Annotated in this window: 22 protein-coding genes; 17 read left to right on the plus strand and 5 right to left on the minus strand. The window is 61.7% G+C overall.

From position 1 onward, the window contains the following. Nucleotides 1–16: 16 nt before the first annotated feature. From AS26_RS02295 to AS26_RS02305, 3 genes are read left to right on the plus strand one after another with little or no spacing between them, the layout of a single operon-like run. Nucleotides 17–682 carry a response regulator transcription factor gene (locus AS26_RS02295; RefSeq protein WP_062305787.1) on the plus strand — a complete coding sequence of 222 codons (666 nt, stop codon included), beginning with the start codon at nt 17–19 and terminating at the stop codon, nt 680–682. Then, nucleotides 679–2,154 carry a sensor histidine kinase gene (locus AS26_RS02300; RefSeq protein WP_062305789.1) on the plus strand — a complete coding sequence of 492 codons (1,476 nt, stop codon included), beginning with the start codon at nt 679–681 and terminating at the stop codon, nt 2,152–2,154. The genes AS26_RS02295 and AS26_RS02300 overlap by 4 nt, the downstream gene beginning before the upstream one ends. Next, nucleotides 2,151–2,930, plus strand: a complete 780-nt coding sequence (locus AS26_RS02305) for a lipoate--protein ligase family protein (protein ID WP_062305790.1) — start codon at nt 2,151–2,153, stop codon at nt 2,928–2,930. The genes AS26_RS02300 and AS26_RS02305 overlap by 4 nt, the downstream gene beginning before the upstream one ends. Here AS26_RS02305 and AS26_RS02310 read toward each other — a convergent pair. After that, nucleotides 2,908–4,197: a sensor histidine kinase gene (locus tag AS26_RS02310; RefSeq protein ID WP_062305791.1), complete on the minus strand. Its 1,290-nt coding sequence runs from the start codon at nt 4,195–4,197 to the stop codon at nt 2,908–2,910. The genes AS26_RS02305 and AS26_RS02310 overlap by 23 nt on opposite strands. A gap of 15 nt (nt 4,198–4,212) precedes the next feature. After that, the gene (locus tag AS26_RS02315) at nt 4,213–4,908 is read right to left on the minus strand and encodes a response regulator transcription factor (RefSeq protein WP_062305793.1); all 696 of its coding nucleotides are present in this window, start codon (nt 4,906–4,908) and stop codon (nt 4,213–4,215) included. Between the two features lie 468 nt (nt 4,909–5,376). Here AS26_RS02315 and AS26_RS02320 point away from each other — a divergent pair, with 468 nt between their 5' ends. The 6 genes from AS26_RS02320 (at nt 5,377) to AS26_RS02345 (ending at nt 13,150) form a co-directional block, all read left to right on the plus strand. Further along, on the plus strand, nt 5,377–6,342 hold the full coding sequence (locus AS26_RS02320; RefSeq protein ID WP_062305794.1) for an ABC transporter ATP-binding protein: 966 nt from the start codon (nt 5,377–5,379) through the stop codon (nt 6,340–6,342). A gap of 17 nt (nt 6,343–6,359) precedes the next feature. Next, nucleotides 6,360–7,328: an ABC transporter ATP-binding protein gene (locus AS26_RS02325; RefSeq protein ID WP_062305796.1), complete on the plus strand. Its 969-nt coding sequence runs from the start codon at nt 6,360–6,362 to the stop codon at nt 7,326–7,328. A gap of 77 nt (nt 7,329–7,405) precedes the next feature. After that, complete coding sequence (locus AS26_RS02330; protein ID WP_062305797.1) at nt 7,406–9,142, plus strand: peptide ABC transporter substrate-binding protein; 1,737 nt, start codon at nt 7,406–7,408, stop codon at nt 9,140–9,142. A 64-nt stretch (nt 9,143–9,206) separates the two neighbouring features. After that, nucleotides 9,207–10,094 (plus strand): ABC transporter permease, encoded by an 888-nt coding sequence (locus AS26_RS02335; protein WP_062305799.1) that lies wholly within the window; start codon nt 9,207–9,209, stop codon nt 10,092–10,094. A gap of 36 nt (nt 10,095–10,130) precedes the next feature. After that, nucleotides 10,131–11,093, plus strand: coding sequence for an ABC transporter permease (locus AS26_RS02340; RefSeq protein ID WP_062305800.1), 963 nt, complete (start codon nt 10,131–10,133; stop codon nt 11,091–11,093). Between the two features lie 281 nt (nt 11,094–11,374). After that, complete coding sequence (locus AS26_RS02345) at nt 11,375–13,150, plus strand: peptide ABC transporter substrate-binding protein (RefSeq protein WP_062305801.1); 1,776 nt, start codon at nt 11,375–11,377, stop codon at nt 13,148–13,150. A 6-nt stretch (nt 13,151–13,156) separates the two neighbouring features. Here the strand turns inward: AS26_RS02345 and AS26_RS02350 are convergent, their stop codons facing one another. Then, on the minus strand, nt 13,157–13,657 hold the full coding sequence (locus tag AS26_RS02350) for a DUF8453 domain-containing protein (protein WP_062305803.1): 501 nt from the start codon (nt 13,655–13,657) through the stop codon (nt 13,157–13,159). Between the two features lie 76 nt (nt 13,658–13,733). Here AS26_RS02350 and AS26_RS02355 point away from each other — a divergent pair, with 76 nt between their 5' ends. From AS26_RS02355 to AS26_RS02380, 6 genes are all read left to right on the plus strand, one after another. Continuing rightward, nucleotides 13,734–15,275, plus strand: coding sequence for a Na+/H+ antiporter NhaC family protein (locus tag AS26_RS02355; RefSeq protein ID WP_062305804.1), 1,542 nt, complete (start codon nt 13,734–13,736; stop codon nt 15,273–15,275). Nucleotides 15,276–15,396: 121 nt separating this feature from the next. Beyond that, the gene (locus tag AS26_RS02360) at nt 15,397–17,139 is read left to right on the plus strand and encodes an ABC transporter ATP-binding protein (protein WP_062305806.1); all 1,743 of its coding nucleotides are present in this window, start codon (nt 15,397–15,399) and stop codon (nt 17,137–17,139) included. Continuing rightward, entirely contained in the window at nt 17,136–18,914 is a 1,779-nt protein-coding gene (locus AS26_RS02365) for an ABC transporter ATP-binding protein (RefSeq protein WP_062305807.1), read from the plus strand. The genes AS26_RS02360 and AS26_RS02365 overlap by 4 nt, the downstream gene beginning before the upstream one ends. 146 nt (nt 18,915–19,060) lie before the next feature. Next, a complete protein-coding gene (locus AS26_RS02370) occupies nt 19,061–19,918 on the plus strand; it encodes a hypothetical protein (RefSeq protein ID WP_062305808.1) in 858 nt (285 codons plus the stop codon). A 6-nt stretch (nt 19,919–19,924) separates the two neighbouring features. Continuing rightward, nucleotides 19,925–21,382, plus strand: coding sequence for a hypothetical protein (locus AS26_RS02375; protein WP_062305810.1), 1,458 nt, complete (start codon nt 19,925–19,927; stop codon nt 21,380–21,382). An 11-nt stretch (nt 21,383–21,393) separates the two neighbouring features. After that, nucleotides 21,394–21,813, plus strand: coding sequence for a putative iron-sulfur cluster-binding metallochaperone (locus AS26_RS02380; protein WP_062305811.1), 420 nt, complete (start codon nt 21,394–21,396; stop codon nt 21,811–21,813). Between the two features lie 25 nt (nt 21,814–21,838). Here the strand turns inward: AS26_RS02380 and AS26_RS02385 are convergent, their stop codons facing one another. Further along, complete coding sequence (locus AS26_RS02385; protein ID WP_062305813.1) at nt 21,839–22,450, minus strand: SpoIID/LytB domain-containing protein; 612 nt, start codon at nt 22,448–22,450, stop codon at nt 21,839–21,841. 83 nt (nt 22,451–22,533) lie between these two features. After that, nucleotides 22,534–23,013 (minus strand): hypothetical protein, encoded by a 480-nt coding sequence (locus tag AS26_RS02390; protein WP_245629568.1) that lies wholly within the window; start codon nt 23,011–23,013, stop codon nt 22,534–22,536. A 316-nt stretch (nt 23,014–23,329) separates the two neighbouring features. Between AS26_RS02390 and AS26_RS02395 the strand changes: the two genes are divergently transcribed. Then, the gene (locus AS26_RS02395) at nt 23,330–24,715 is read left to right on the plus strand and encodes an amino acid permease (RefSeq protein ID WP_062305827.1); all 1,386 of its coding nucleotides are present in this window, start codon (nt 23,330–23,332) and stop codon (nt 24,713–24,715) included. A 379-nt stretch (nt 24,716–25,094) separates the two neighbouring features. After that, on the plus strand, nt 25,095–25,891 hold a 797-nt coding region (locus AS26_RS02400; protein WP_062305814.1), incomplete at its 3' end, for a LysM peptidoglycan-binding domain-containing protein.

The following is a 25,891-nucleotide window of genomic DNA, read 5'->3' on the forward strand; positions in this document are numbered from 1 at the left end:
GGGCGGTGATCAAGCGATGCGGGTCCTGATTGTCGAGGACGAGCCCGGGCTCGTGGAGTTTCTGCGCTTAGAATTGCAGTTGTCGGGCGTCGAGGTGGACGTCGCGATGGACGCCGAGACCGCGCTTGAGCGGGCGAGGTTGGAGCTGTACGACCTGTTGCTCGTCGACATCGTCCTGCCGGGCATGAGCGGTGTGGAGTTGTGCCGCGAGGTGCGCAGGTTTTCGAACGTCCCCATCATGATGCTGACGGCGCGCGGCGCGGTGGCGGATCGCGTCGACGGCCTCGACGCGGGCGCGGACGACTACCTGGTCAAACCGTTTGCCATCGAGGAGCTTTGGGCGCGCATCCGTGCCATCAGGCGCCGGTATGAGGTGAATGGCGCACCCTTTCGCTTTGGAGAGGCAACGGTGCACCTCGACGCGCACCGCGTGGTGTACCGCGGGCAGGAAGTCGATCTCACGGCGCGGGAGTATGACCTGTTGCTGTACCTGTTGCGCAACGTGAATCGAACGTGTTCCAGGCAGGAGCTGTTGGAGCGCGTATGGGGATTTCAGGCGCCTGGCGACACCAACGTGGTGGACGTGTACATCGGCTACTTGAGGCAGAAGTTGGATCCTGAGCGGCGATACATCAAGACGGTTCGCGGGCAGGGGTATCGGCTCGAGGTCGAGGAGACATGAGGTTTGGGAATCGTGCGCTTCGGCGCAGCATCGAGGGGACCTTGCTCATCTGGAGCACGGTGTGGTGCGCGGTGGTGCTGCTTCTCTTCACGGCTGTGTTCATGGTGTCGTACGAGGCGACGAGCCTGGTCGGTCAAAAGCGCATCATGGAGCTCGAGATGGCGACGCTTCTCGGGCAGGGGGCGGATCGGCTTGCCGAGGAGGCGGTCACCACGACGTGGGACCGATACTCCGCCGCGACAGACTCGGTCATTCGCCTCACCGACGCCCAGGGGGACGTGTTGTTTCAGATCATGGGGCCGGTGTTCACGGCGGGGGTGGTGGACGACATCGCGGCGCGAGTGCCGATGCCTGCGCAGGGCCCGAACTTCACCAAACCTCACTGGAGTAATCCGTACGCGTGGCGGGACGCAAACGGGTATCACCGGGTGCTTGCGCTCACCGAAGGCGTGCGATTCGAAAACGGAAGCTACGGCCAGCTTTCTATCTTCGCCTTGCTCGATCCGATTCGCCAGGCGGGGCTGCACATGCTCGAGGTGTTCCTGGTCCTGGACGCGGCGGTCATCGCCCTGTTCGCCGTCGGCATGCGCGTGCTCATCGAGCGGGGATTTCGCCCGCTCGCGCGGCTGATGGGGGGCATCCAGCAGGTGGAGTGGCGCAAGGCGGGCAGGCTCACCTTCCCGGATTTGCCGCCCGAGTTGATGCAGCTGCAGGAGTCGGTCAATCAGATGCTGGACCGCATCGACGTGGCGATGGACGAGCAGCGCCGGTTCGTGGCGGACGCGTCGCACGAGTTGCGCACGCCGCTCGCCATCATCGCGGGGCATGCTAACCTCCTGCGCCGATGGGGCAAGGATAATCCGCACGTGTGGGAGCCCGCGGTGCGAAACATTGTGCTCGAGGTCGGGCGCCTGCAACGGCTGGTGGATGAACTCCTCGCTCTCTCGAACCTGGATCAGGTCGACGAGTTGCCGGTGGGTGGCGGGATTGGGCAGGAGGAGATGGACGAGTTGTTTGCGCGGCTGCGCGATGACGCGCTCGTGCTGCGCCCGGATTTGGAGATTGAGGTGAGTGTCCATCTGACGCGCGGCGGGCGGGTCGCGATTCAGTCGGATCGGCTGCGGCAGGTGCTCGTGGGGCTCGTGGACAATGCCATGCGCCACACGCCTGAGGGCGGTTGGATTCGGCTCATGGCTCGCGAGGAAGTCACTACCGCGCGCATCTCGGTATCCGACAACGGCGAGGGCATTCCGGAGGACGTGTTGCCGCACGTGTTCGAACGGTTTTATCGCGGGGAGGCCGCGCGCCGCGAGGGACAGGGCGCCGGGCTTGGCCTCGCCATTTCGAAACAGGTCATTGAACGGTACGGAGGACAAATTTACGTGCGCAGCGCCGTCGGGAAGGGCACGACCGTCGTGATGGTCCTTCCGCTGGTCGGCCAGGAGCGCGCGCTGGGAGGCATAGACACATGACAGCATGGGATTCGCTGTGGCCGCCCGAGGTGGAGGTCTCGGTGGAGGAGGTGCCGGTTTCGCCGCTCGACAACATTCTGCTCGACGATCACCTGGGCCAGCAGGTGGCGCACCGAGAGCGGCTGCCCGTGGTGCGCGTGTGGCGCCATCTGCCCGTGACGGGCCTCGTGGTCAGTCGCCGAGACGTGGCCGGTTCGACTGGTCAGGCGGCGATGGCGCGCATGGCCGCCGAGGGGTGGCCGCTCTTCGTGCGCTCCACCGGCGGCACCGCCGTGCCGCACGGCGAAGGGATGCTCAATCTGTCGCTCATCTTCCCGCGCCAGGCCGAGGGCGCCACAACGGACAGGTACTATCGCATCCTCTGTCAGCCGCTCGTCGAGTGGCTTCAGGCGCTCGGGCTCGAGGCCGAGATGACGGACGTCCCCGGGGCCTACTGCGACGGGAACTACAACGTCGCCGTTGGCGGGCGGAAGGTCGTGGGCACGGCACAGGCGTGGCGCGGCGGCTTGGCTGGCATGGCGTCCCGCCACCCTGGCTATGTGCTCGCGCACGGCTGCATCAGCGTTTCGCCCGATCTCGACGCCGCCATCGCCGCCATGCAGAGGTTCTACCACTACGCCGGGCGAGACGACGTGCGGATTGAGCGCGAGAAGGCGACGACGCTCGCCGAGGCGTCGCGCGAGCCCTGGACGAGCGCCGAGGCCAAGGTCTCCTTGCTGGAGTTTTTCCTGAGGCGCCTGCCGGAGGTGGGCGTCACGCCTCGCTTTTCGCCGTGACGTCGCCCTCGTCCCATCCGGCGGCGCGCTTGGGCGAAAGTGGCAGTTCCACCCGCACGGTGGTCCCCTTACCAATGCCCTCGCTCGCGATGGAAATTCGGCCGCCGTGCGCCTCCACAATCCACTTGGCGATGGACAGCCCGAGCCCCGTCCCTTTCGCCTCTCCATGGCGCGATCGCGCCGTGTCCACGGTGTAGAACCGGTCGAAGACGCGCTCCAAATGCTCCTTCGCGATGCCGATGCCTGTGTCTCGAACCGACAGGACGGCCTGATTCCGGCTTCTCGTCGCCGCAATTTCGACCTTGCCGCCGGCATCGGTGAACTTCATGGCGTTGTCGATGAGGATGACCAGGAGCTGGTGCAGGCGGTCGCGATCGCCCAGCACGACGAGCCCGTCTTCCGCGCGCACGCTGAGCTCGATGCCGCGCATCTCCGCGATGGTCTCGTAGAGATCATGGATGCGCTCGAGCAAGTCGCCGAGCGCCACGGGGCGGCGCTCGATGGGCATGCGCTCGGAGTCGGATCGCGCCAAGGTGAGCAAATCCTGCACGAGTTTGGCCAGCCTGCGCGCCTCGCCGTGCGCGTTGTTCAGCCACTCCAAATTTTCCTCGACGGTTTGGTCGGTGTGTTCCATCACAATGCCGAGGTTGGACTGGATGACGGCAAGCGGCGTCCTCAGCTCGTGCGAGGCGTCGGCGACAAATTCGAGCTGGCGCTGAAACGCGCGGCGAATGGGTTGAAGCATGCGTTCCGACAGAATGAAGCCGACGAGCGTCGCTCCGCAGATGCCAAACAGGCCCACGATCACGATGACGGAGCGCAGGTCGCTCATGGCCCGCACGGTCTGCGTGTCGTCAAGCACGGTGGCCACGTAGGCCGGCTCGCCGGAGCCAGCTGCGATGGGCAAGTCGAACACGCGGTAGTGCTCGCCCTGGTACGTGAAGTTGAAAAACGTCGGCCCGTCCATGGGCCGGTTCAGGCGATTTTCCAGCGCGCTCGCGAGGTCAGGGTCCGCAATCGAGGTGTAGATGCCGTTGTCGGCCAGCACGAAGCTGATCTCGGGCGATCCGGTCGAGGCAAAGCTCGGAATGCCCGTCAGGACGGCTGTATTCGCCACGCGGTAGGCGGCCTGGCGCAGGTTGAAGTCGATGCTTCGCATCACAAACCCTCGAATGATCCCGTAGAGCGCGAGCGACGTGATGCTGTACAGGATCACCAAGAGGACGACGGTCAAGAGGGTCAGCCGGAGGCTCAGTCGCTTAAACAAGCCGCACGTCCCTTCTCACGCCTTGCGGCCCGCTGCCGGATCCGGGTGAAACATGTATCCCACGCCCCGCACGGTCGTGATGTAAGACGGCAGGTCGGGTTCATCGATTTTTTTCCGCAAGAAGTGCACGTAGTTTTCGACCGCGTTGCCAATGACGTCTGCATCCGGGCCCCAGACGCGATCGAGAATGACCTCTTTGGACAACACCTTGTTCGGATTGCGCATGAACAGTTCGAGCAACTGGAATTCCTTCGCGGTCAGCGCCAAGGGTTCCCCGTTGCGCGTCACCGTGCGAGTGTTAAGATCGAGTCGAAACGGGCCCGCCTCAATGGCGTCTCCGCCTGCAAGCTGGCCGGTGCGCCGGGAGAGGGCCCGCACGCGCGCCAAGAGCTCCTTGTTGTCAAACGGCTTGACCAGGTAGTCGTCGGCGCCCGCGTCGAGGCCGGTCACGCGGTCCTCGACTGTGTCTTTGGCCGTGAGGAGCAGCACGGGCGTCTGCAGGCCAGCCTTGCGCATGGCGCGCAGGATGTCGAGGCCGCTCATCTTCGGCAGCATGATGTCGAGGATGGCGATGTCGTAGCTGTCGGTAAGGGCGAGATCGCAGCCGGTTTCGCCGTCGTGGGCGACGTCGACCGCATATTGGTGTTCCTTGAGAAGCTGTTTGAGTGCGGACGCGAGCCGCACCTCATCTTCGACGAGCAAGATGCGCATCGGATGACCTCCCGCGTGGTTCCGTGGATCGGACTGGACCGCTTTTATTGTACACCGCAGGATTGAACGCCGCTTGAATTGCCGCATGCAACGCGGAGGAGAAATTGGGGGCGTGTCCGAATGTTTGCGCTTTCGTAAGATTTCTTACCGCATCGGTCGCGTGATTCGATGTTGCCGAGGCTCCGAGGCTAAGAGAATTCTTACTTTCCTACGAAAGTCGGTGAAAGCGGCGAAAGTTCGCGATTCTCGTCACACCCCGGTGGAAAAACGTGAGGAGCCTGCCTGTCGTGCTCCTTTACACTGGGGATGGCCGTCGATACAATTTGCGCTATACTAGGCACGGTGCGTGCAGGGTACCGACGATTTCGGACGCGCGACGAGCTTTGAATGCACTCATGTGACGTTGTCATACAGGTTCCGAAATCGAACCGTGATTTCGACATTTTCAACAGATGGGAGGGGCAGATCTTGGCCGAACCGCTCCTCGCGATTCGCGACTTGAAGACCTACTTTGTGAGCAAGCAGGCGACGGTCAAGGCGGTCGACGGGATCGACATCGAAGTCGACCGGGGACAGGTCGTCTGCATCGTGGGCGAGTCGGGCTGCGGCAAGAGCATGACGTCGCTGTCTATCATGCGGCTCGTGCCTCGGCCGTACGGGAAGATTGTCGGCGGTCAGATTTTGTTTGACGGCCGGGATCTCCTGCAGTTGAGCGAGCGCGAAATGGCGGACCTGCGCGGCAGCGAGATCGCGATGATCTTCCAGGAGCCCATGACGGCGCTCAACCCCGTGCTGAGCATCGGCACGCAAATTTCGGAAGTTTTGGTTCGCCACCGCGGCGTGCCGAAGCGGGAGGCGCTCGATCGAGCCGTGGAGATGCTCAAGTTCGTGGGCGTCCCGCGCGCGGAGCAGATTGTGCGCGAGTATCCGCATCAGCTGTCGGGCGGCATGCGGCAGCGCGTGATGATCGCCATGGCGATGATCTGCGAGCCGAAGTTGCTCATCGCGGACGAGCCCACCACGGCGCTCGACGTGACTATTCAGGCCCAGGTGCTCGACCTCATGAAGAAGATGCGGCGTGAGACGAACACGTCCATCATCCTCATCACCCACGACCTCGGCGTCGTGGCCGACATGGCTGATCACGTCGTGGTGATGTACGCCGGCCAGGTGGTCGAGTCGGTTGACGCGGATACGCTGTTCTCGGAGCCCAAACACCCCTATACCCGAGCATTGATGGAGTCTATCCCGTCGCTCGACGAGGACAAAGATGTGCTCTACTCCATCCCGGGTACGGTGCCGAGCGCGGCGAACTTCCCGAAGGGCTGCCGGTTTGCTGAGCGCTGTCCCATCGCGAAACCGTCCTGCTTCGAGAAGATGCCCGAGTTGCGCGAAGTGGCCCCGGGTCACTGGGTTCGCTGCGATCTCGTCTGACGGAAAGGAGGGAGCGCATGAGCGAGTACGTGCTCGAAGTTCAGGATCTGAAAAAGTACTTTCCCATCAAGTCGGGCCTCCTGAAGCGCACGGTCGGGTACGTTCGCGCCGTGGACGGCGTCTCGTTTCAGGTGAAACCAGGTGAAACGCTTGGTATCGTCGGCGAGTCGGGCTGCGGCAAGTCGACGACGGGCCGCATGATCATGCGGCTGACGACGCCGACGTCCGGGAAAATCATTCTGGACGGGAAAGACATCACCCATGCCAAGGGTGAAGAACTGCGGGCCAGCCGGCGCAAGTCGCAGATGGTGTTTCAGGATCCGTACGCCTCGCTGAATCCGCGGATGTCGGTCGGCGAGAGCATTGCAGAGCCGCTGATTGTCAACAAGGTGCTGCCGAAGTCCGAGGCGTTCGAACGCGCGGGCGAACTGCTGAAGACGGTGGGCCTTCGGGCGAGCGATATCAACCGCTATCCGCACGAGTTTTCGGGCGGTCAGCGTCAGCGCATCGGGATTGCCCGCGCGCTCGCATTGAACCCGAAGCTGATTGTCGCGGACGAGGCCGTGTCGGCGCTCGACGTGTCGATCCAATCGCAGATCCTGAATCTGTTGATGGATCTGAAACACCAATTCAACCTGTCGTATTTGTTCATCTCGCACAACCTCGCGGTCGTCCGGCACATCAGCGATCGCGTCGGCGTGATGTATTTGGGACATCTCGTCGAGATCGGCCCGAAGCACTCCCTGTACCAGGATCCGCTGCACCCGTACACGCAGGCGCTTCTCTCGGCGGCGCCCGAGCCCAGGCGCACGAAGCGGCGCGAGCGAATCATCCTGCAGGGCGACGTGCCGAGCCCCGCGAATCCGCCGTCCGGCTGTCCATTTCACACGCGTTGCCCGCGGGTGATGGACGTCTGCCGGCAGACGATGCCCAAGCCGGTCCAGGTGCATCCGGATCACTGGGTCGCTTGCCACCTCCACGGGTGAGCGTCGGCGGTCGCCGTGCATGAACTTCTCCCGGTTTCGAGACCCTAGTTTCAGGGTTCGTCAAAGGGGGAAGTGACATGAAGCGGAAAGCGAAGATGGTTTCGGGCGGACTGACGGCGGTGGTGGCGCTCGGCGCCGTGGTCGGCTGTGGCGGCGGCTCTCAAAACGCGGCGGGAACCGGTGGGACCGGCGCACAAAAGGGGGGCACGCTGATTTACGCTCTGCCGCCCGCGACGAACATCACCTGGTACCTGCCCATCACGAACGCGGGCAACGCGAGCCTGTACAACGCGCAGCTGTACACGCAGCTGTATCCAGGCGTCATCTATATCGATCATCGGTACCAGATCGATTACGCCGACAGTTTCGCGCAGAACATTACGTACAACCAGGCGGGCACGGTGTACACCATCTCGCTGAAGAGGAACTGGAAGTGGTCGGATGGCCACCCGGTGACCGCGGATGACGTCGTCTGGGACTACGAGCTCATTCAGGCGACTGACGCCAAGGACGCGCCCCCGCCATGGCCGAATTACAACGCGGGCGCAGGCGGCGTGCCGGACAACGTCCAGAGTGTTGTGGCGAAGGATCCGTACACGGTCGTGATCACGCTGAAGAAGCCGGTGAACCAGCAGTGGTTCATCTACAACGGCATCGGGCAACTGACGGCTTTGCCGAAGCACGCGTGGAACAAGTACCCGAACGACATCCGGCAGGAGATCATTTATCTGGCGAAGCAAGCGACGAACCCAGCGTTCTTCACGGTGGTCGACGGGCCGTTCAAGCTGCAGAGTGCAAAGAACAGTCAGTCGTGGACACTGGTGCCAAACCCGATGTTCGGTGGGCACAAGAGCACGCTCGACAAGCTGATCTTCCAGTATGAGGCGACCAACGACGCGGAATTTGCGGCGCTGAAGACCGGTGCGGTGAATTTGGGATACCTCGACCTGTCGCAGTACGCATCGCGTCAGTCGCTCGTGTCGTCGGGCTATACCATCACACCGGCGTACAATTTTGGGTACAACTTCATTGAGCTCAACCAGCAAAAGGGCTCCCCGATGTACGCGGCATTCAGCGATGTGAAGGTGAGACAGGCGCTCGAGTACGCGATCGACCAGAAAGCCATCAACCAGGACGTCTATCACGGCTTTGCACCGCCGCAGTACGGGCCCATACCGACGATGCCGAGGACCATCTTCTTCGATCCGAATCTCGTCAAGCCGCTCTTTCCGTTCAGCTTGGCGAAAGCGCGGCAATTGCTGGAGTCGGACGGCTGGAAGATGCAAAACGGCGTGATGACCAAAAACGGCTTGCAGCTCAAGTTCCAGGTCATCTACCCGAGTGGCACCCAGTCGACGACGCAGATGATGGAGCTCATTCAGCAGGATTGGAAACAGATTGGTGTCCAGATTTCGCTGAAGCCCATGCCGCTGTCCGAGATCTTCGGGATCATTCAGGACACCTCCAATCCGGGCAAGTGGGCGGCCGCGGCGGGAACCGGCATCACGTACGGCGGATCGTATCCATCCGGTGAGCAGTTGTTTGAACCGGGCGGCTTGGACAGCTTCGGCTATAACGATCCGGTGCTCGACAAGCTGATTGCCGCGACCACATCGCCGGCGCCCTCGCAGCAGGCGTCGCTCAAGGCGTTCTTCGCGTACGAGGAGTACTGTGCGAAGCAGGTGCCGGTGCTTTGGACGAACGGCGTGGCGAGCCTCATTGCCGTGGCGCCGAACGTGCACAACGCGACCGAGCAGTACCTGAATCCGACAACCGGTTATCCACTCTTTAACTATATTTGGATGTCCAGGTGACAGGAATCTATCATGAAGAGCGCGGCTGGGCTTTCTGGCCGCGCAGAAGAAGGGAGGGAAAGGCGTGGTCACAGAAACGCAGGTGGCTAATTCCGCTGGCGAGCCGCGCGTGCAGGCCACGAAGTGGCGCACGTGGAAGCGGTTCTGGCGGTATCCGCTGAGCTCGATTGGCGTGATCGGCATGGTCCTTTTGTTTGCGTTCTGCTTCGTGGGGCCAATGCTCTATCACGTCAGCCCGACGCAAGGCGATTTCACCGCGCTGCTCCAACCGCCGAGCGCCAAGCATCCGCTGGGCACGGACGATGCGGGTCACGACGTGCTCGCCCGCATGATGGTGGGTGGTCAGGCGTCGCTTGAAGTCGGCTTTCTATCTGCGTTCGTGGCAATGGCGTTTGGAACGCTGTACGGCATGGTGAGCGCGCTCGCGGGCGGCTGGGTGGACATCATCCTGATGCGTATCGTGGACATCCTGCTGTCCATTCCGAGCATCTTCATCTTGCTGTTCCTGAACGCAACGTTCAAGCCGAACGTGGGTCTCATGATCTTCGTCCTTGCTGCGACGAGCTGGCTCGGCGTGAGCCGTATCGTCCGCGGTGAAGTGTTGAAGATCAAAAACGAGACGTACGTCGAAGCGGCGCTCTTGGCGGGCGTGCGAACGTGGCGGCTGATGACCAAGTACCTGGTTCCGAACTTCATCGGGACCGTGTTGGTGACCACGACCTTCGCAGTCGCAGACTCCATTCTCTCGATTGCAGGTCTATCATTCCTCGGACTTGGGTTGCCGCCCCCGGCGCCGAACTGGGGTGCCGATCTGTCGGCTGCGATGAACTACATCTTCCAGAACGCGTGGTGGCTGATTTACCCGCCAGGCATTCTGATTCTGTGCTCGCAGCTGTTCGTGAACTTCATCGGCGATGGCCTGCGCCATGCGCTTGAAACGCGCACGGACTGATGGCGCGAGTCGATCACGGAAGCGAGGTGGGCCCGAGTGCTGAGTTACATTGTGCGCCGCATCCTGCAGGCCATTCCGTCGCTCATTGGCATTTCGATTATCACGTTCGTTTTGCTCCATATCGTGCCGGGCAATCCGGTCCGCATTCTGTTGGGCCAGCACTACACGCCGCAGCGGGCCGCGGCGCTGGCGCAGTCGCTCGGCCTGAACAAGCCGCTGTACATGCAGTATCTGATCTGGCTGTGGAACATTCTCCACGGCAACCTCGGATACTCGTACAATTACACGGAGCCGGTGACGTACCTCATCGGGCACGCGCTGCCGAACACGTTGTCGCTCGTGTTGATTGCGACCATCTTCGCGCAGTTGTTCGCGATGCTCATTGGCACGGTGCAGGCGTACTTCGAAAATAGCATTGCCGATCACGTCATCACCGTGCTGAACTACTTCTTCTATTCGATGCCGTCGTTCTGGTTGGGCATCCTGATGGTGATGTTTTTCTCTATCCAGTTGCACTGGTTTCCGTCCGGCGGCGTGGTGAACCCGCAGGATCCGAATCCGGGCTTCTGGGATTGGCTGCACCACCTGGTCCTGCCCGCCGCGACGTTGACACTGGTCACCCTGGCCGGCTACTCGCGCTACATGCGCTCGTCCGTGCGCGAGACGCTTCTCATGGACTACATTCGCACGGCGAGAGCCAAAGGCTTGCGGGAGTCGCAGGTGTTGTGGCGTCACGTCCTGAGGAACTCGATCCTTCCGCAGATCACGCTTTTTGGCCTGTCGTTCCCGGCCCTCTTCGCTGGCGCGCTGTTCATCGAAGAGATCTTCAACTACCCGGGCATGGGGCTTTTGTACTGGAATGCCGTGGGCACACTGGATTATCCGGTGCTATTGGGCGTGACGATGTTCCTCGGTGCGCTGACCATCATTGGCAACCTGCTGGCGGACATCCTGTACAGCCTGGTGGATCCGAGAATCAGCCTTGAGTCGATGTCGTGACGACACGGTGCGGTGCTGGGGCGAAGCGGGCCCTGGCGCCGCACCGTTCTTTGATACCCCTTATTCTTAGAGAATTCTTAGAGTTGGGGCGGAACGCGAGAAATGCAGGCGTGATGCGGCATCCGAGGTTTTCACCACTCACATGGTGGGTTATGTAAGCTGACACGGCCTTTACAAGAGCCCCGAGGGCTCGTAGGATGAGCTTATCGAAAGCCAGAAATCAAACAAAGAGTCTGTGAATTCCGATCCTGTCGGAACACAGACGCCATAGGGGGGTTATCATGACACGTCAACGTCAGCGCAAGTGGTCGTCAAGGCGGCTCGGTGTGGCTGCGGTCACCGTGGCGCTGGGCGCCGGCATCATCGCCGGATGTGGAACGCAACAGAGTACGTCGAACACGACCACCAACAGCACGCAAACCACTACGCAACAACCGCAGAAGGGCGGCACGCTGGTCGTCGCTTTGCCGCCATCGACGAACATCAACTGGTATCTGCCAATCACGAACTCATCTAACGCGAGTATTTACAATGCGGCGTTACAAATTCTGCTCTATCCCGGCGTCATCTACATTGGAAGCAATTATGCGATTGATTGGAACGACAGCTTCGCGAGCAGCATCGACTACAACGCCACCGGTACTGTGTTCACGATTCACCTGAAGAAGAACTGGGTGTGGTCCGACGGCAAGCCGGTGACCGCTCAGGACGTGGTGTGGGACTACAACCTCATCAAGGCGACGGATGAGTCCAACGTGCCGCCTTGGCCGAACTACAACGCGGGTTCGGGTGACGTGCCGGCGAACGTCAAGAGTGTGGTGGCGCTTGACAAGTACACGGTGCAGATCACGCTGAAGAAACCCGTCAACCAGCAGTGGTTCATCTACAACGGCATCGGCCAGCTCACGGCTTTGCCTGAACACGCGTGGAACAAGTATCCGAACAACATGGCACAGGAAATCGCGTACCTGGGCAAAGAGGCCACCAACCCGAGCTTCTTCACCGTGGTGGACGGCCCGTTCAAGCTCGTGAGCGCGAAGCAGGGCCAGGCCTGGGTGTTGGTCCCCAACCCGACGTTTGCGGGCCACAAGAGCACGCTGGATAAGCTCATCTTCCAGTACGAGGGTTCGGCGGACGCGGAGTTTGCCGCGCTGCGCAGCGGCTCGGTCAATCTGGGGTATCTCGATCCATCGCAGTGGAACGCGAGAAAGAGCTTGCTCCAGATGGGTTACAAGATTGTTCCAGCCTACAACTTTGGCTACGATTTCATCGAACTGAACTTGCAGAAGGGTTCGCCGCTCTACAGCGCGTTCAACGACCTCAAGGTTCGCGAGGCGCTCGAGTACGCGATGAACCAGAACGAGATTAACCAGACGATTTACCACGGCTTCGCGCCGCCGCTCTACGGCCCAATCCCTGCCCAGCCGAAGACGGTGTTCTATGATCCGTCGCTCAACAACCTGTTCGCCTACAACCCGGCGAAGGCGAAGCAGTTGCTCGAGTCGGACGGCTGGAAGATGGAAAACGGCGTGATGACGAAGAACGGCCAAAAGCTCCAGTTCACCATGCTCGTGTCCTCTGGCTCTGAATCGACGCTGCAGGAGGCGGAGCTCGTTCAGCAGAATTGGAAGCAGATTGGCGTCGACGTCACGCTTCAGCAGATGCCGTTCAACCAGGAAATCGCGATCATGAGCGACACGAAGAACCCCGGCAAGTGGGCGGCGGCGGCCGGCACGGGCATCACGTACGGCGGATCGTACCCGTCCGGTGAGCTTCTCTTCAAGCCCGGCGGCCTGGACAACTTCGGTTACAACGATCCGACGGCCGACAAGCTGATTGCGAAGACCACCGAGCCGGTCTCTTCGCAGGCCGAGAACATGAAAAACTTCTTCGCGTACGAGGATTACATCGCAAAGCAGCTCCCGGTCTTGTGGCAGAACGTTCCGGCCGGCATTACGGTCATCGGGCCCAACGTGCACAACGCGACGACGCAGGTGCTGAACCCGACGACCGGGTACTCGCTCCTCAACTACATCTGGATGTCCTCCAACAAGTGATTCCTCTCACTCGGGCAAGCCGTCGTCGGCTTGCCCGAGTCCATGTTGGACTACCGCGGTTTGAAGCTCCTGTGGAATCCTCGTCCTTTCTTCATACGTCCTTCCTCGCACGGAATGGTAGCGCATCCGGATCTCGGCGGGTACCATCGCGCGCGCCTGTTCGCGACACCGCGGATGGGCCGTGAGCACCACGCGTTTCGCCTCGGCCGGTGCGAGATGCAGGCCCGTCACTTGGCGTCCGTCCACCAGCGGCGCAACCGGCGCGGCGTCCTGCCCCTCCATCATCCACAACTTGATGTCGAGCGCCGGTCCCGTGCCGTAGTTTCGGATTTGCGCCACCAGATTTCCACCACTCCACGCGAAGTCGTCGATCACGACCATCGGTACGAACATGAGCTTGGTATCGCGCCGGATTTGGTACCAGGCCGTGACGGCGAGGGCCAGCGTGCCGATAGAGGACAACACGCTGCACGCTTCCATGAGGTCCAGTTCCGCCACGCCGAGCACGCGATATTCCCCTCCCTGAAGTATGTCTTTCCTGATTTGGAGGACACTGTGGAAGGGTGCAGGGAGGAGGGTCAACATGCATGGATCGATCGCATCCATTGTGCCGTTTCTCGTCATTATCCCCGTGGCGGTCCTGACCAAACAGGTGATTTTGGGGCTCGCGCTCGGGCTGTTCGTCGGCTGTTATATCGAACACCCCCGACCACTCGCGGGGCTCGAGGCCGCCATCGCGTACGTGATCCGCGAGGTGGGGCTCGCCGGCAACGTGAGTCTGATTCTCTTTCTTTACCTGTTCGGATCGTTCGTCGGCCTCCTGCGCGTCTCGGGCGGCGTCAAGGGGTTCAGCCGATGGATGGAGACCCGGATTCGTTCACCGCGAGGCGCCTTCGCATTCACCTGGCTGTCGAGCCTGTTCACCTTCATGGCGCCTGACTTCCGGATTCTTACAGTTGCGCCCATCGTGAGCCGGGTCTTCGAGCGGTTTCGCGTCCGGAAGGAGCAGGTGGCGTTCACCATCGATGTGACGGCCACGCCGATGTGCGCCGTGGTCCCCATTGGAACTGCGTTTGTCGCGTACATGGTCGGACTCATGCACACGTCGGCGCATCACGCCGGCGCGGCTTCTCCGTATACCCTGTTCCTCGCCACCATTCCATACAATTTCTTCGCCTGGGCCATGCTCATCATGGGCGCGTTCCTGACGTTTTTCCGCTTCTCGCGACAGGTGCAGGCGTCGACTCGGACGACTAGACTCCTGCCGGATCGCCCGGAAGACCGCTCCTTGCCTCGCCTCGCACGCGAGCAGCGCGGGGCGTTGGCGCTCGAAGCCGGGGCCATTGGCCTTCCGCAGGATGCCGCGGTCCAGCGTGGCATGCGCCGCCCCGACGACAGAGGGGAGGAGGTGCCCGATCCCGTCGAGGCGCTGGCGAAGCGCGCGCATCCATCGGCGCTCAACCTCGTCCTTCCCTTGGGACTTTTGCTCGCGAGCACGCTCGCGCTGACGGTCCTCTCGGGCTACGCGCCGGGGCGATCCTTGGTCCAAGCGTTCGTTCAGGCGAACGCGGCAAAGGCCATGCTCGAGGCGCTCGTGCTCACGGTGGTGGCGATGATGGTGCTCTACGCCGTCCGCGGCACGCCGCTCAATCGAATCATGGTGGGCTTTTTGCAGGGCGGCAACGAGATGATGCCCGTCATCGTCCTCCTGGCGCTCATCTGGGCCGTCTCCGCGGTCGCGTCCGATCTCGGCTTTGCGCAGTTTTGCCAGCGCGAAATCGTCCAGTACGTGCCGAGATCGCTCATCATTCCGGCGCTCTTCGTGTTCGGATGCGTCATCTCCTACGTCCTCGGAAGTTCGTTCGGCACGTGGGCCATCCTGATGCCCCTCGCGTTTTCGCTGGCCCAGGGCGGCGCGGGGACCCTCGCCATCGCGGCGGGTGCCGTGTTCGCGAGCGGCACGTTCGGCGGTTTTGTCTCGCCGTTGAGCGACAACACGGTGGCGATGGCGACCGTGATGAAGGTGCCCGTCATGGACTACGCCAACTTCAAGCTGAAGACGGCGCTCATCCCGGTGGCAGCCTGCGCAGTCGGGTACTTCTTGCTGAGCGAGATGGCCCGCTGACAAAACCGCGGGGATAGTCCTTTTCGGGCCTTCCGAAAGGCGCCTTCGCTCACTTGCTGGGCGCGAATGGGTGAGGTATCGTAAGGGGGCTGACGACCGAAGTGGAGGAAGGTGATGTCCCATGCGCCCGCAATCGCTGCTGAAGTCGTATCTGTGGGAGCATCGCTTCGGCTATGTCGGATCGACGCTTTCCATTCTCGTCTCGGAATGGATCTTCGTTCAATTTCCCAACGTGCTCGGCCGCTTCACCGACGCCTTGAGCGCGCATCGGTTGAGCGGCCGAGGCGTTTTCATGTATGCGCTGGTCCTCATGGCCATCGGCACGCTGTACGTCTTCTTCTACGGCATTGGCCAATCGCAGAACGGCCGCGCGGCCCGCGGGTTTGAGTACCTGCTGCGAACGAAATTGTTCGATCATTGGGAGAAGATGGACGTCGACTATTTCCGCCGGCGCAGCATCGGGGATTTGCTGAGCCACGCCATGAACGACGTGCAGCAGGTCCGCGAGGCGCTCTCCGGGGGGCTCAATATCCTCACGAACGCCGTGTTTCTGCTCATCGCCACGCTCGTGATGACCTTCACCACCGTGAGCTTGAAGCTCACCGTCCTCAGCATGATTCCGCTCTTGGCCATCCCGTTTTTCGTCGTGTGGATAGGTCCCAAGGTGCGAGCCTCCTCAAAACAGGTGCAGGAGGCCCTTTCGTCGATGTCCGAGCTCGCGGAGGAGAGTTTCACGGCGATTCGGCTGGTCAAGGCGACGGCCAACGAGCCCATTGAGGTGAAACGGTTTGCCGATCGCGTCGATCACATCGTGTCGCAACAGGTGTCCTTGGTCCGCAAACAGGCCGCGTTCCAGTCCATTATCCCGACGGCGAGCTCGGTCGCATTCGGGATCGCGCTGCTCTACGGGGGCTGGCTGACGATCCGGCACGAGATTCCCATCGGCGCCTTCGTGGCGTTTACCCTCTACCTGGGGCAACTCGTCGTGCCGCTCCAACAGATTGGCCAGGTCATCAACTCGTATCAGCGCGCCTCCGCGTCCATGGCGAGGCTGGATGTCCTGCTGCAAGAAAAGCCTTCCGTCGCTGATCCGCCACATCCCGTGCGCCTGGAGCGGATTGAGGGCGCGGTGGACATCCATCTCGACGCCTTCACGTACCCGGATGGGAAGCGTCCTGTACTGATGGACATTCATCTGAGCGTTCGCCCGGGGCAGACCTTGGGCATCGTGGGGCGCACAGGCTCCGGCAAGACCACCCTGGTCAGCCTTTTGCCCCGCATCTACGATCCGCCGCCGGGGGCCATTCGGATCGACGGCTGTGATGTCCGCGATCTGTCGCTTGAACAGCTGCGGAAGGCCATTGCCTTCGTGCCGCAGGACGGGTTTTTGTTCTCGACCACGCTGCGGGAGAACATCGCCTTCGGCCGACCCGACGCGGCGGACGAAGACATCGTGGCCGCGGCCCGGGCGGCTTGCCTCGAGGACGATGTGGCTCGGTTCCCGGACGGATATGACACCCTCGTCGGCGAACGCGGCGTCACCCTGTCCGGTGGGCAGCGCCAGCGCACGGCCATCGCGCGCGCCTGGTTGAAGGATGCGCCCATCCTCATCCTCGACGACAGCTTGTCCGCAGTGGACATGGAGACGGAAAAGCGCATCCTCGCCTCGTTCCGCGCCCTGCGCCGCCGGCGCACTGTGTTCATCATTGCGCACCGGTTATCCGCCGTGCGGGACGCGGACTGGATCGTCGTGCTGGACGACGGGCGCATCGCCGAGCAGGGGACACATGGCGATCTCGTCCGAAGAGGGGGCATCTACGCCGAGATGTACCGGTTGCAGGCACGGGAGGAGGAGGTCTCGTGAAGCAGGAGCGCCCATCTTCGTCGCCGAGTCTGAAGTCGCTCGCGCGCTTGCTGCCGTTCGCGCGGCCCTACGCGTGGCAGTTTGCGGGCGTCATCGCACTCGTCGTCGTGTTCAACGCGTCGAGCGTCATGCAGCCGTATCTCGTGAAAATCGCCATCGACCAGGACATCTCGAGCCACCACCCGAATCCGCGCGGGCTCGTCGACATCGCGGCACTTTACATCGGCGTCGTCGTCGCCGGCGTCGCCGCGAACTACCTGCAGATCACGCTGCTGCAGAAGGCGGGGCAGAGCGTCATCCGGAGCATCCGCGTCGGGCTTTTCCAACACATTGAGCGCCAGTCCATGCGCTTTTTCGACAGCCGGGCTGTCGGCGCGCTCGTGGCGAATGTGTCGAACGACACGGAAACGGTCAACCAGTTCTTCACCAACTTCTTTCTGAGCATGATTCGGGACGGCCTATCCATCCTCATGATTCTCGTCGCGATGTTTCGCCTGGATGTGCGCATGGGCCTTTTCTCTCTGGTGCTCGTCCCCATCATCTTCGCCGTCGCCGCAGGCTTCCAGGGCGCGCTCCGGCGGCGCTACCAGCGCACGCGCACGCTGCTCGCGGGCATGGTCGCGTTTCTCGCCGAGAACCTCGCCGGCATGCGGATCACGCAGTTGTTCCGCCAGGAGGTGCGCCAGGCGGAGAAATTTCGCGATCTCGCCGGGCAACATCGGGACGCCAGCACCCGAGAATACCTCACATCCGTTTGGTTCAACCGGACCTTTGAGACGCTTGGCAACGTGTCCGTGGCCGCCGTCGTGTACATCGGCGGAACGGCGGTCCTCGGCGGCGCCATCCCGATTGGCACCCTGTACGCGTTCATTCGGTACATCCAACAATTCTTCCAGCCCATCAACGCCATGACGCAGCAGTGGAACACGCTCCAGTCGGCCATGGTCGCGGCCGAGCGGATTGGCCAGATCCTCGAAATCGAGCCCGAGGTGCTCGATCCCGAGGTTCCCGTCTCGCTGTCCAACGATGCGCGCGGGCGCGTGGAGTTTCGGCACGTCACCTTTGGCTACCATCCGCGTCATCCCGTCCTGCGGGATGTCTCGTTCGTCGCGGAGCCCGGATCGTTTGTCGGCATTGTCGGGCCGACGGGCGCGGGCAAGAGCTCGCTGATGAGTCTCTTGCTTCGGTTTTACGATCCCGACGAAGGCGACGTGCTGCTCGATGGGGTGCCAGTTCGGCAGCTCGCGCAGGACGCGCTGCACCGGCTGGTCGGGATCGTACAGCAGGAAGTGCATCTGTTCACGGGGACCATACGCGACAACATCCGCTTGTTCCGCGAAGACATCTCGGATGAGCGCGTGCAGCAGGCCGCCCGCGCCGTGGGGGCGGATCGCGTCATCGCCAGATTGCCAGATGGGTACGACACCGTCATCTACGGCCGGGGCGCCAACCTGTCGATGGGTGAGCGGCAGCTCATCGCGTTTGCCCGCATCGTCGCGCTCGATCCCAAGGTGCTCGTTCTCGACGAGGCGACCGCCAATCTCGACAGCCAGACGGAGATGTGGGTGCAGCGCGGGCTCGTGGCGGCGAGCCAAGGCCGCACCACGCTGGTCATCGCGCACCGCCTCTCGACCATTCGCCATGCGGATCAGATCCTGGTGCTCGATCGCGGCCGGATTGTGGAGCGGGGGCGGCACGACGAGTTGGTGCGGCTCGGCGGGTTGTATGCGCGGCTTCACGCGGAAAGCGGCGTGGAATCCCGCCTCTTCTCGTGACCGGTGGCGCGCTCGGCGCCTCAGCTGGCGCCAACCCGACGGCGCGCGGAAGCTTGGGTGGGGCAGAGACGCGGGCCGACCTCTGTGCTATGATGGTAAGGACGTTTTGGCAAGGAGCGTGCAACCTTCCTGCGGGAGGAATCGCGGTGACGCCCAGAACCCAGTTCACGCTAGGAGATATCTTCCGCATCTCGCTGTCCGCCTATCGCCAGCGGTTTCGATCGCTCATGGGCATCTCGCTCGTGTTTCTTCTTCCGTTTGACATCATCAATGCCTACGTGCAGTTGAGGTTGTTCGGCGCGGTGCCCACGAATTGGATGGCGAAGTTTCAACAGGCGCATTCGGTCAGCGAGGCTATCGCGGCCATTCCGCCGGTTTACACGACGTGGATGCCGTTCGTGTTCATGTTGTATTCGCTCGTGGTGCTGCCGCTCATGGCCGTTGCGACGAGTCGGGTCACCGTCGGCATGGTGGTGCATGGATTCGACGTGCCCGTGCAGGAAGCTGGGAATGACGCGTTTCGCAAGTGGCCCATGTCGTTCGTGACCCTGCTTCTGGTCTACGGATTGTATGGCGTCGCGTGCCTCGCCGCGTCGTGGGTCATCGGCCTTGGTGTCGGTCTGGCGGCGAGCGTCTCGCAGGTGTTCGGCGTGCTCGTCGGGGTCATCGGCCTCTTGGCGGCTCTCGCAGGTTCCATCTGGTACTGGGTCAGAGCTGCGTTCGTTCCCTACGTCATTGCCGAGGAGAAGCGCGGATACGCCGCGGCGCTGCGCAGGTCGTTCGAGCTCACGAAGGGCGAGGTGTGGCGGCTCGTCGGCTTCTTTCTCGCGCTCTCGTTGTTGCTCTCGGCTGCGGACGGGTTTTTCCTGCTTCTCGGCGGCGTGTTCGCGGTGATCCCGGGCCTCGGGGTCGTGGTCGCTGTGGTGGCTTCGCTCATCGTGGTGCCATTCGGATTTGTGGCGCTCGCCGTCATGTACATCGATCTCCGTATGCGGAAGGCGTGAGGACGTTTGGCTCGTGTCGCATCGTGGCTTCGGCTGGATGCCGTCATTCTCCTTGGCTGGCTGCTCTATTTTGCCTACTCGGCTTCGGCGCCGCTGTCCGATCCCGACACGCCGTGGCACCTCGCCACCGGCGCCTGGATCCTCGCTCATCATCACGTGCCGACACACGATCCCTTTTCGTGGTCTATGCGTGGACAACCCTGGGTGACGCAGGAGTGGCTGTTTGAGGTCGTGCTCGCTTGGTGCGCACGTCACTTCGGATTTCCCGGGGTATACGGCATTCTGGTGGGGCTTCAGACGTTGACGGTATGGTTCGTATACCGCCTGTGTCTGCACCTCTCTCGCGGCAACGCCGTCTTCTCCGCCATCGCTGCGGCGCTTGCGGTTGCGGCAGGCATGCCGTTTTGGGTGGTGCGCCCGCAGCTCGTCTCGTATATGATGTTTGCCCTGTTTCTTCTCCTCCTCGAGCGCGTTCGGAGGGGGAGGATGGGGTACGCGTTTCTGTTGATTCCCCTCACGCTCGTCTGGGCCAACGCGCACGCCAGCGTGTCGATTGGGATAGCGATGATCCTGTTTGAAGTGCTGGTCTCTTTTCTGCCGACCATTGGACGGTTTCAGGGGCAGCCGCTGCCGATGCGGACCCGCGCGCTGCTTATCGCCATCGCGGCCGCATGCGTGGGCGTCGGGCTCTTGAATCCCAACGGCATCCATGAGTTCACCTATGCCCTGCTCTCCAACAACGCGCTCATGGTGAATTCCATCAATGAGTGGCATTCGCCTAACTTTCACAGCCAGTACTACAAGTACGGTGTCATTCCGTTCCTCACCCTCATCGCGCTCGTGGCCATTGCGCGCAGCCGCAAGTTGCCCTGGAAATACGTTTTGTATTTCTTCGCCTGTTTCGCGTTGACGCTCGTGTATCAGCGGTTCATGCCGTATTTGGCCATCGCGGGCGCGCCCCTCATGGCAATCCTCAGTTTCGACTGGTTGCGCGTGCTTTTGCGCCCAAGGCTTGTACTCCGCTTCGTGTGGCTCGCGGCGATGCTTGGCGAGATCGTCGATTTCGGGCTTCGCATGCCAAGCATAGGCGGACCGGTTTCCGCGCATATGAACCCGAACGCGTATCCGGTAGCGGCAGTCGACTACCTGAAGTCCCATTCCATTCCCGGGCCTCTGTTGAACGCGTACGACTTCGGGGGGTATCTCATTTATCGAGGTGTGCCGACCTTCGTGGATGGGCGCACGGACATCTATCTGCGATCCGGCGTGTTCGCCAACTACATGGACTTGCAGAATCTCGCGCCTGATGCGCCTGCGCTTCTGCAGCAGTATCATTTTCAGTCCGCCATTCTCCCGCCCGGATACAGTCTGACGACGTATCTGGAGAACAATCCGAACTGGACGCTCGTCTATTCGGACAACGTAGCGGATATCTTTGTCCGCAACGCATCCACCACAGGTTAGGAGGGGGACCGATGTCCGCAGTCGTTTGTCCCACTTGTCATGAACCGGCGCGCCGGGTTGCTCTTCGCACCGTCAAAGCGATGCTCAAGGGCGCCGCACTCCGTCGACTCCAACCGGATGGCGATTTTTATTTTTGCGGATCCGCCGACTGCGAGGTCGTGTACTTCGCGTCAGGCCAGATCTTTCCCATTGCCGACGTCAGGGAGCGCGTATTCCAAAAAGATGCGGGCAGCGACGCGCCCGTCTGCTATTGCTTCGATTGGACGCGTGAATCGCTCGTCGCTGCTTTGTTGCGAGGCGCTCTCCCAGACGAAGATATCGAAGAGCAGGTGCGCGAGCGCCGATGCGCCTGTGACATCCGCAACCCTCAAGGCGCATGCTGCCTGGGAAACGTCAAGGCGGTTCTCGCCAACGCTCGCGCGCGTTCGTGACCCGTGAAGGCCTCGCATTGGCGCCTCACACCCACCGGACTTGGTATCCGGGGTAGAAGAGGCTCAGGATCTGGGTGAAGGGAAGCTTGGCCACTTTTGCCCAGTACTCCGTGCCCCATTGCGACATGATGTACGTCCCGATGTAGGCGTAGCCGGGGCGGTGTGCGGAACCCTGCCGATACTGGAGCGGTTTGATGGCGCCGTCCGGCAGCACGAAGACCATGTTCCACGTCTGCTGGATGGCGAGATCCGTCTTGTACTGGCCACTGAGGTATTTGAACGTCTGGTAATTGGTTGTGTTGTCCACGTCGTACGCCCAGCCGTTTTCGGTGCGCGGGTGGAGTGTCCAGTACCACGCGAACATCTTGACGGCAATCGCGCCCGCCTTCAGTGCCTCTTCGTTCCAACTGGGAATCCATTCGTTCGGAAGCACGTCTTCGCAGTACTCCTCAAATCCGAGCGTCTGCACGTACAGAATGGGCGCGGTCGGGTTGTTGTATGCCCGTATCACCACGCGGATGACGGTGGGATAGGGCGTGTTGAAAAGGGTTTGCGCGTGGACCGGTGGAGCCATGGACCATCCGCTGACGAGCGCCGCTCCCGTCATCGCAAAGCCGACGCGTCGAAACCAGCTCATCCGCCATCACCTCGAAGATGTCGATGCTTGTTGCGCGCTCCAGGGTGGATAGCTCGGTTCGCCCGAAATAGGCGCCTGTCGCTTCAGGTGGAGTTCAGACGCATACCGGTCGATGTAGCCGGCGAGATCGTAAGAACTGAAGTTGCCCAAGGACACGCTCGGGCGTTGCGCGCATTCGGCTGAATGGGCTGGAGAATCACGGGCTGAATGGTGTGCTCCGTGATGGGGATGACGAACACAGCCTGCTCGTTGTACCCGTCCGCCACCACGATGGCGTTGACCACGCCCTTCGCATCGTACCGCTCATTCCACTTGGCCTTGTACATTGGCACGTGCGCCATGAACAAGCCCTGTGTGTCCGTGAGCCCCGTCGACACGATCTTGCCTTCGTGATTGATGACGATGACTCTCGCACCTGCGACCGTCGTCGAGGTGGACGATCCGACGCGAAACTCAATCTCCCCGCGGTCACTGGCGTAAATCCGAGCCTCGCGCGACAAGGGCATCACCATCGCGGACAGAACCAGCGCGAGCCATCCCAGACAGCGGACAAACCTCCCCATCATGCAAAATCTCCCTCTCTGGCTTTGGGTTCTCACCGGCAAGCAGGGGGCCCGAATTGGGAGCGAATATGAGGTGCCTGCCTCCTGTAGCGATTTTGTCGAAGAGAGGAACGATTTCTCGTTGCGCCGAACGCAGATTCGCTATAGCATGTTCACGTGGCAGTGCTTTACCTCGGTGAAGTTCTAAATCGAAAGAAAGGGGTCCGCTCACTTGAGCCTCAATCGTTTCTTGGCAGATAAAGAGACGCGTCCTCGCTACATCGTCTCCTCGCGAGAGGTGGGACTGCGCCGCGACCTGCGATCTCGCCACCTGTCGATGATCGCCATCGGCGGCGCCGTCGGAACGGGCGTGTTTGTCGCGAGCGGGGCGTCCATTTCCACCGCCGGCCCGGGCGGTGCACTGTTGGCGTACATCATCGTCGGCACCATGGTCTACTTTGTGATGACGAGCCTGGGCGAGATGGCCACGTTCATGCCGATTGCCGGATCGTTCGAACAGTACGCCACGCGCTTCGTCGATCCCGCCCTCGGCTTCGCCCTTGGCTGGAACTACTGGTACACCTGGACGGTGACCTTGCCCGCCGAGCTCGCGGCCGGCGCGATGGTGATGAGATACTGGTTTCCGCACGTGCCTGCCATTGTATGGAGTGCTGCGTTTTTGGCGCTTCTGTTCTTGCTCAACGTGGTGAGCGTCAAAGGCTACGGCGAGGGTGAGTACTGGTTTGCAGGCATCAAGGTCATCACCATCGTCGCGTTCATCCTCGTGGGGCTCGCGATGATCTTCGGGATTCTCGGCGGGCATCCGGTCGGCTGGCATGTGTTCATGACTGGGGGTACGCCGTTCCACGGCGGGTGGGTTGGCTTTCTGAGCACGGTGATGGTGGCCGGCTTTGCCTTCCAGGGCACCGAGCTCGTCGGCCTTGCCGCAGGGGAGAGCGATCACCCGGAGCGCAACGTGCCTCGCGCCATTCGCACGGTGTTCTGGCGCATCTTGCTCTTTTACGTGCTGGCCATCTTCGTCATCGGAATGCTCATTCCGTACACGGATCCGAATCTGCTGAACGCGAGCGTGAACAACGTGGCCATCAGCCCGTTCACCCTAGTGTTTCAGCGCGCCGGTTTCGCGTTCGCAGCTGGCGTGATGAACGCGGTCATTCTGACCGCCGTGCTGTCGGCTGGCAACTCTTCGCTGTACGCGTCGAGCCGTATGCTCTGGGCGCTCGCGTGCGAAGGGAAGGCGCCGAAGGTGTTCGCCAAGGTCAATCGCAACGGCGTTCCCATGAACGCGCTCTATGTCAACACCGCGATTGGCTTCGTGGCCTTTTTGTCGTCCATCGTCGGAAATGGCGCGATTTACACGTGGATGCTGAACGCGGCCAGCCTCACGGGCTTTCTCGCCTGGCTTGGCATTGCCGTCAGCCACTACCGCTTCCGCAAGGCGTACGTGGCACAGGGGCGTTCTCTCGACGATCTCGTCTACCGCGCGAAGTGGTACCCGTTCGGACCGCTCTTTGCCGCGGTACTGTGCGCCGTGGTCATCATCGGCCAAGATACGAGCGTCTTCACGGGGGGCAAGATCGACTGGATGGGCGTCGTCGCGACGTACATCGGCATCCCGCTCTTCGTGGTGCTGTGGCTTGGCTACAAGTGGATCAAAAAGACCAAGGTGATCCCACTGACAGAGGTTCAGTTCGAGGAGTGAGTCACGAAACGCGGAAAAGGCGGCCCCGTAGGCCGCCTTTTCTCACGCTCGATTCGACTGAATCTTTTCTTCGATTCGCTCGGTTTGTTTCTTCATGTACCGGTTGAACGCCATGATGCCAAAACTGAAGAGGACAAGGAGCGCGACTTTGGTCAACATCATCTTTGCACCTCGAATAACAGAATCCATCCATGAAAGGACTTGCTACCATCAGTCTAACCCAATGACCTTGAAATAAACTTTGGATGCACCGGTTCGTGAACTTTCTACGACCTATGGACGCCAGTGGCGCGGCGATCGTTCACACAAGAGCGGCGCACGAGACTAGGCACCTGTGGCATAGGCTTCAGTGAGGCTCGCCACGAAGGAGGATCGTCTCATGCAAATCCATCGCGTTGTGGCCGGTGAGACGCTCGACGAGATCGCTTCGGCGTACGGGGTGTCCCTCCGGGACTTGCTGCACTACAACGAGTTGGCGTCGAAGGACGTGATCGTACCAGGTCTCGCGCTCCTCATCCCGAAAGGCCCGCCGGTTCGAGTTATCCGCCACACGGTACGCGCGGGGGACACGCTCATGCGGTTGGCTCACCGGTACGGCGTTTCACCCGCGGAGATTGCCAACTGGAACCCGGGATTACCTGGCGAGGGGCCATGGCCGCCCGGCACGGTCGTTAACATCCCCGGCACGCGATCCGACAGGCGCAGCATCGAGGTGAACGCGTACCTGATGCCAGCCGGAAACGAGAACGACGCCGCGCTTTTGCAGGAGGTCTCCGAACTCACCTATGTCTGCGCATTCCACTACCGCGTGCAGGCGACGGGACATCTCGACGCGCCGAACGACAGGCGCATGCTCGAAGCTGCCGCCCAGTTCCACATTGCGCCGCTTGCAACGCTCACAAATTTTAACGACAGCCGCTTTGATCCCCACCTCGCCCACGCGATTCTCCACTCGCCGGCCCTCGCGGGGCGCGTGATCGACGAGGCCGTCCGCCTCTGTGAAGAGAAGGGCTACCGCGGGGTGAACGTCGATTTCGAGCACGTGCTGCCGGGCGATCGCGCCGCCTACACCTCATTCATCCGCGCGCTGAACAAAGCCCTCGAGCCGCGAGGATGGAGCCTGTCTGTCGTGCTTCATCCCAAGTCCTGGGACGAACCGGACGCGCCGCGGACGGG

The organism is Alicyclobacillus sendaiensis NBRC 100866 (genome assembly GCF_001552675.1).
Classification (GTDB): domain Bacteria; phylum Bacillota; class Bacilli; order Alicyclobacillales; family Alicyclobacillaceae; genus Alicyclobacillus; species Alicyclobacillus sendaiensis.

Excerpts from the sequence above, each read along its gene's own strand:
- AS26_RS02305 (WP_062305790.1), top strand. The coding sequence starts at position 2,151 with ATGACAGCATGGGATTCGCTGTGGCCGCCCGAGGTGGAGGTCTCGGTG.
- AS26_RS02330 (WP_062305797.1), top strand. The coding sequence starts at position 7,406 with ATGAAGCGGAAAGCGAAGATGGTTTCGGGCGGACTGACGGCGGTGGTG.
- AS26_RS02390 (WP_245629568.1), bottom strand. The coding sequence starts at position 23,013 with ATGGGGAGGTTTGTCCGCTGTCTGGGATGGCTCGCGCTGGTTCTGTCC.
- AS26_RS02395 (WP_062305827.1), top strand. The coding sequence starts at position 23,330 with ATGATCGCCATCGGCGGCGCCGTCGGAACGGGCGTGTTTGTCGCGAGC.
- AS26_RS02325 (WP_062305796.1), top strand. The coding sequence starts at position 6,360 with ATGAGCGAGTACGTGCTCGAAGTTCAGGATCTGAAAAAGTACTTTCCC.
- AS26_RS02355 (WP_062305804.1), top strand. The coding sequence starts at position 13,734 with ATGCATGGATCGATCGCATCCATTGTGCCGTTTCTCGTCATTATCCCC.
- AS26_RS02295 (WP_062305787.1), top strand. The coding sequence starts at position 17 with ATGCGGGTCCTGATTGTCGAGGACGAGCCCGGGCTCGTGGAGTTTCTG.
- AS26_RS02385 (WP_062305813.1), bottom strand. The coding sequence starts at position 22,450 with ATGAGCTGGTTTCGACGCGTCGGCTTTGCGATGACGGGAGCGGCGCTC.
- AS26_RS02315 (WP_062305793.1), bottom strand. The coding sequence starts at position 4,908 with ATGCGCATCTTGCTCGTCGAAGATGAGGTGCGGCTCGCGTCCGCACTC.
- AS26_RS02360 (WP_062305806.1), top strand. The coding sequence starts at position 15,397 with ATGCGCCCGCAATCGCTGCTGAAGTCGTATCTGTGGGAGCATCGCTTC.
- AS26_RS02300 (WP_062305789.1), top strand. The coding sequence starts at position 679 with ATGAGGTTTGGGAATCGTGCGCTTCGGCGCAGCATCGAGGGGACCTTG.
- AS26_RS02380 (WP_062305811.1), top strand. The coding sequence starts at position 21,394 with ATGTCCGCAGTCGTTTGTCCCACTTGTCATGAACCGGCGCGCCGGGTT.
- AS26_RS02345 (WP_062305801.1), top strand. The coding sequence starts at position 11,375 with ATGACACGTCAACGTCAGCGCAAGTGGTCGTCAAGGCGGCTCGGTGTG.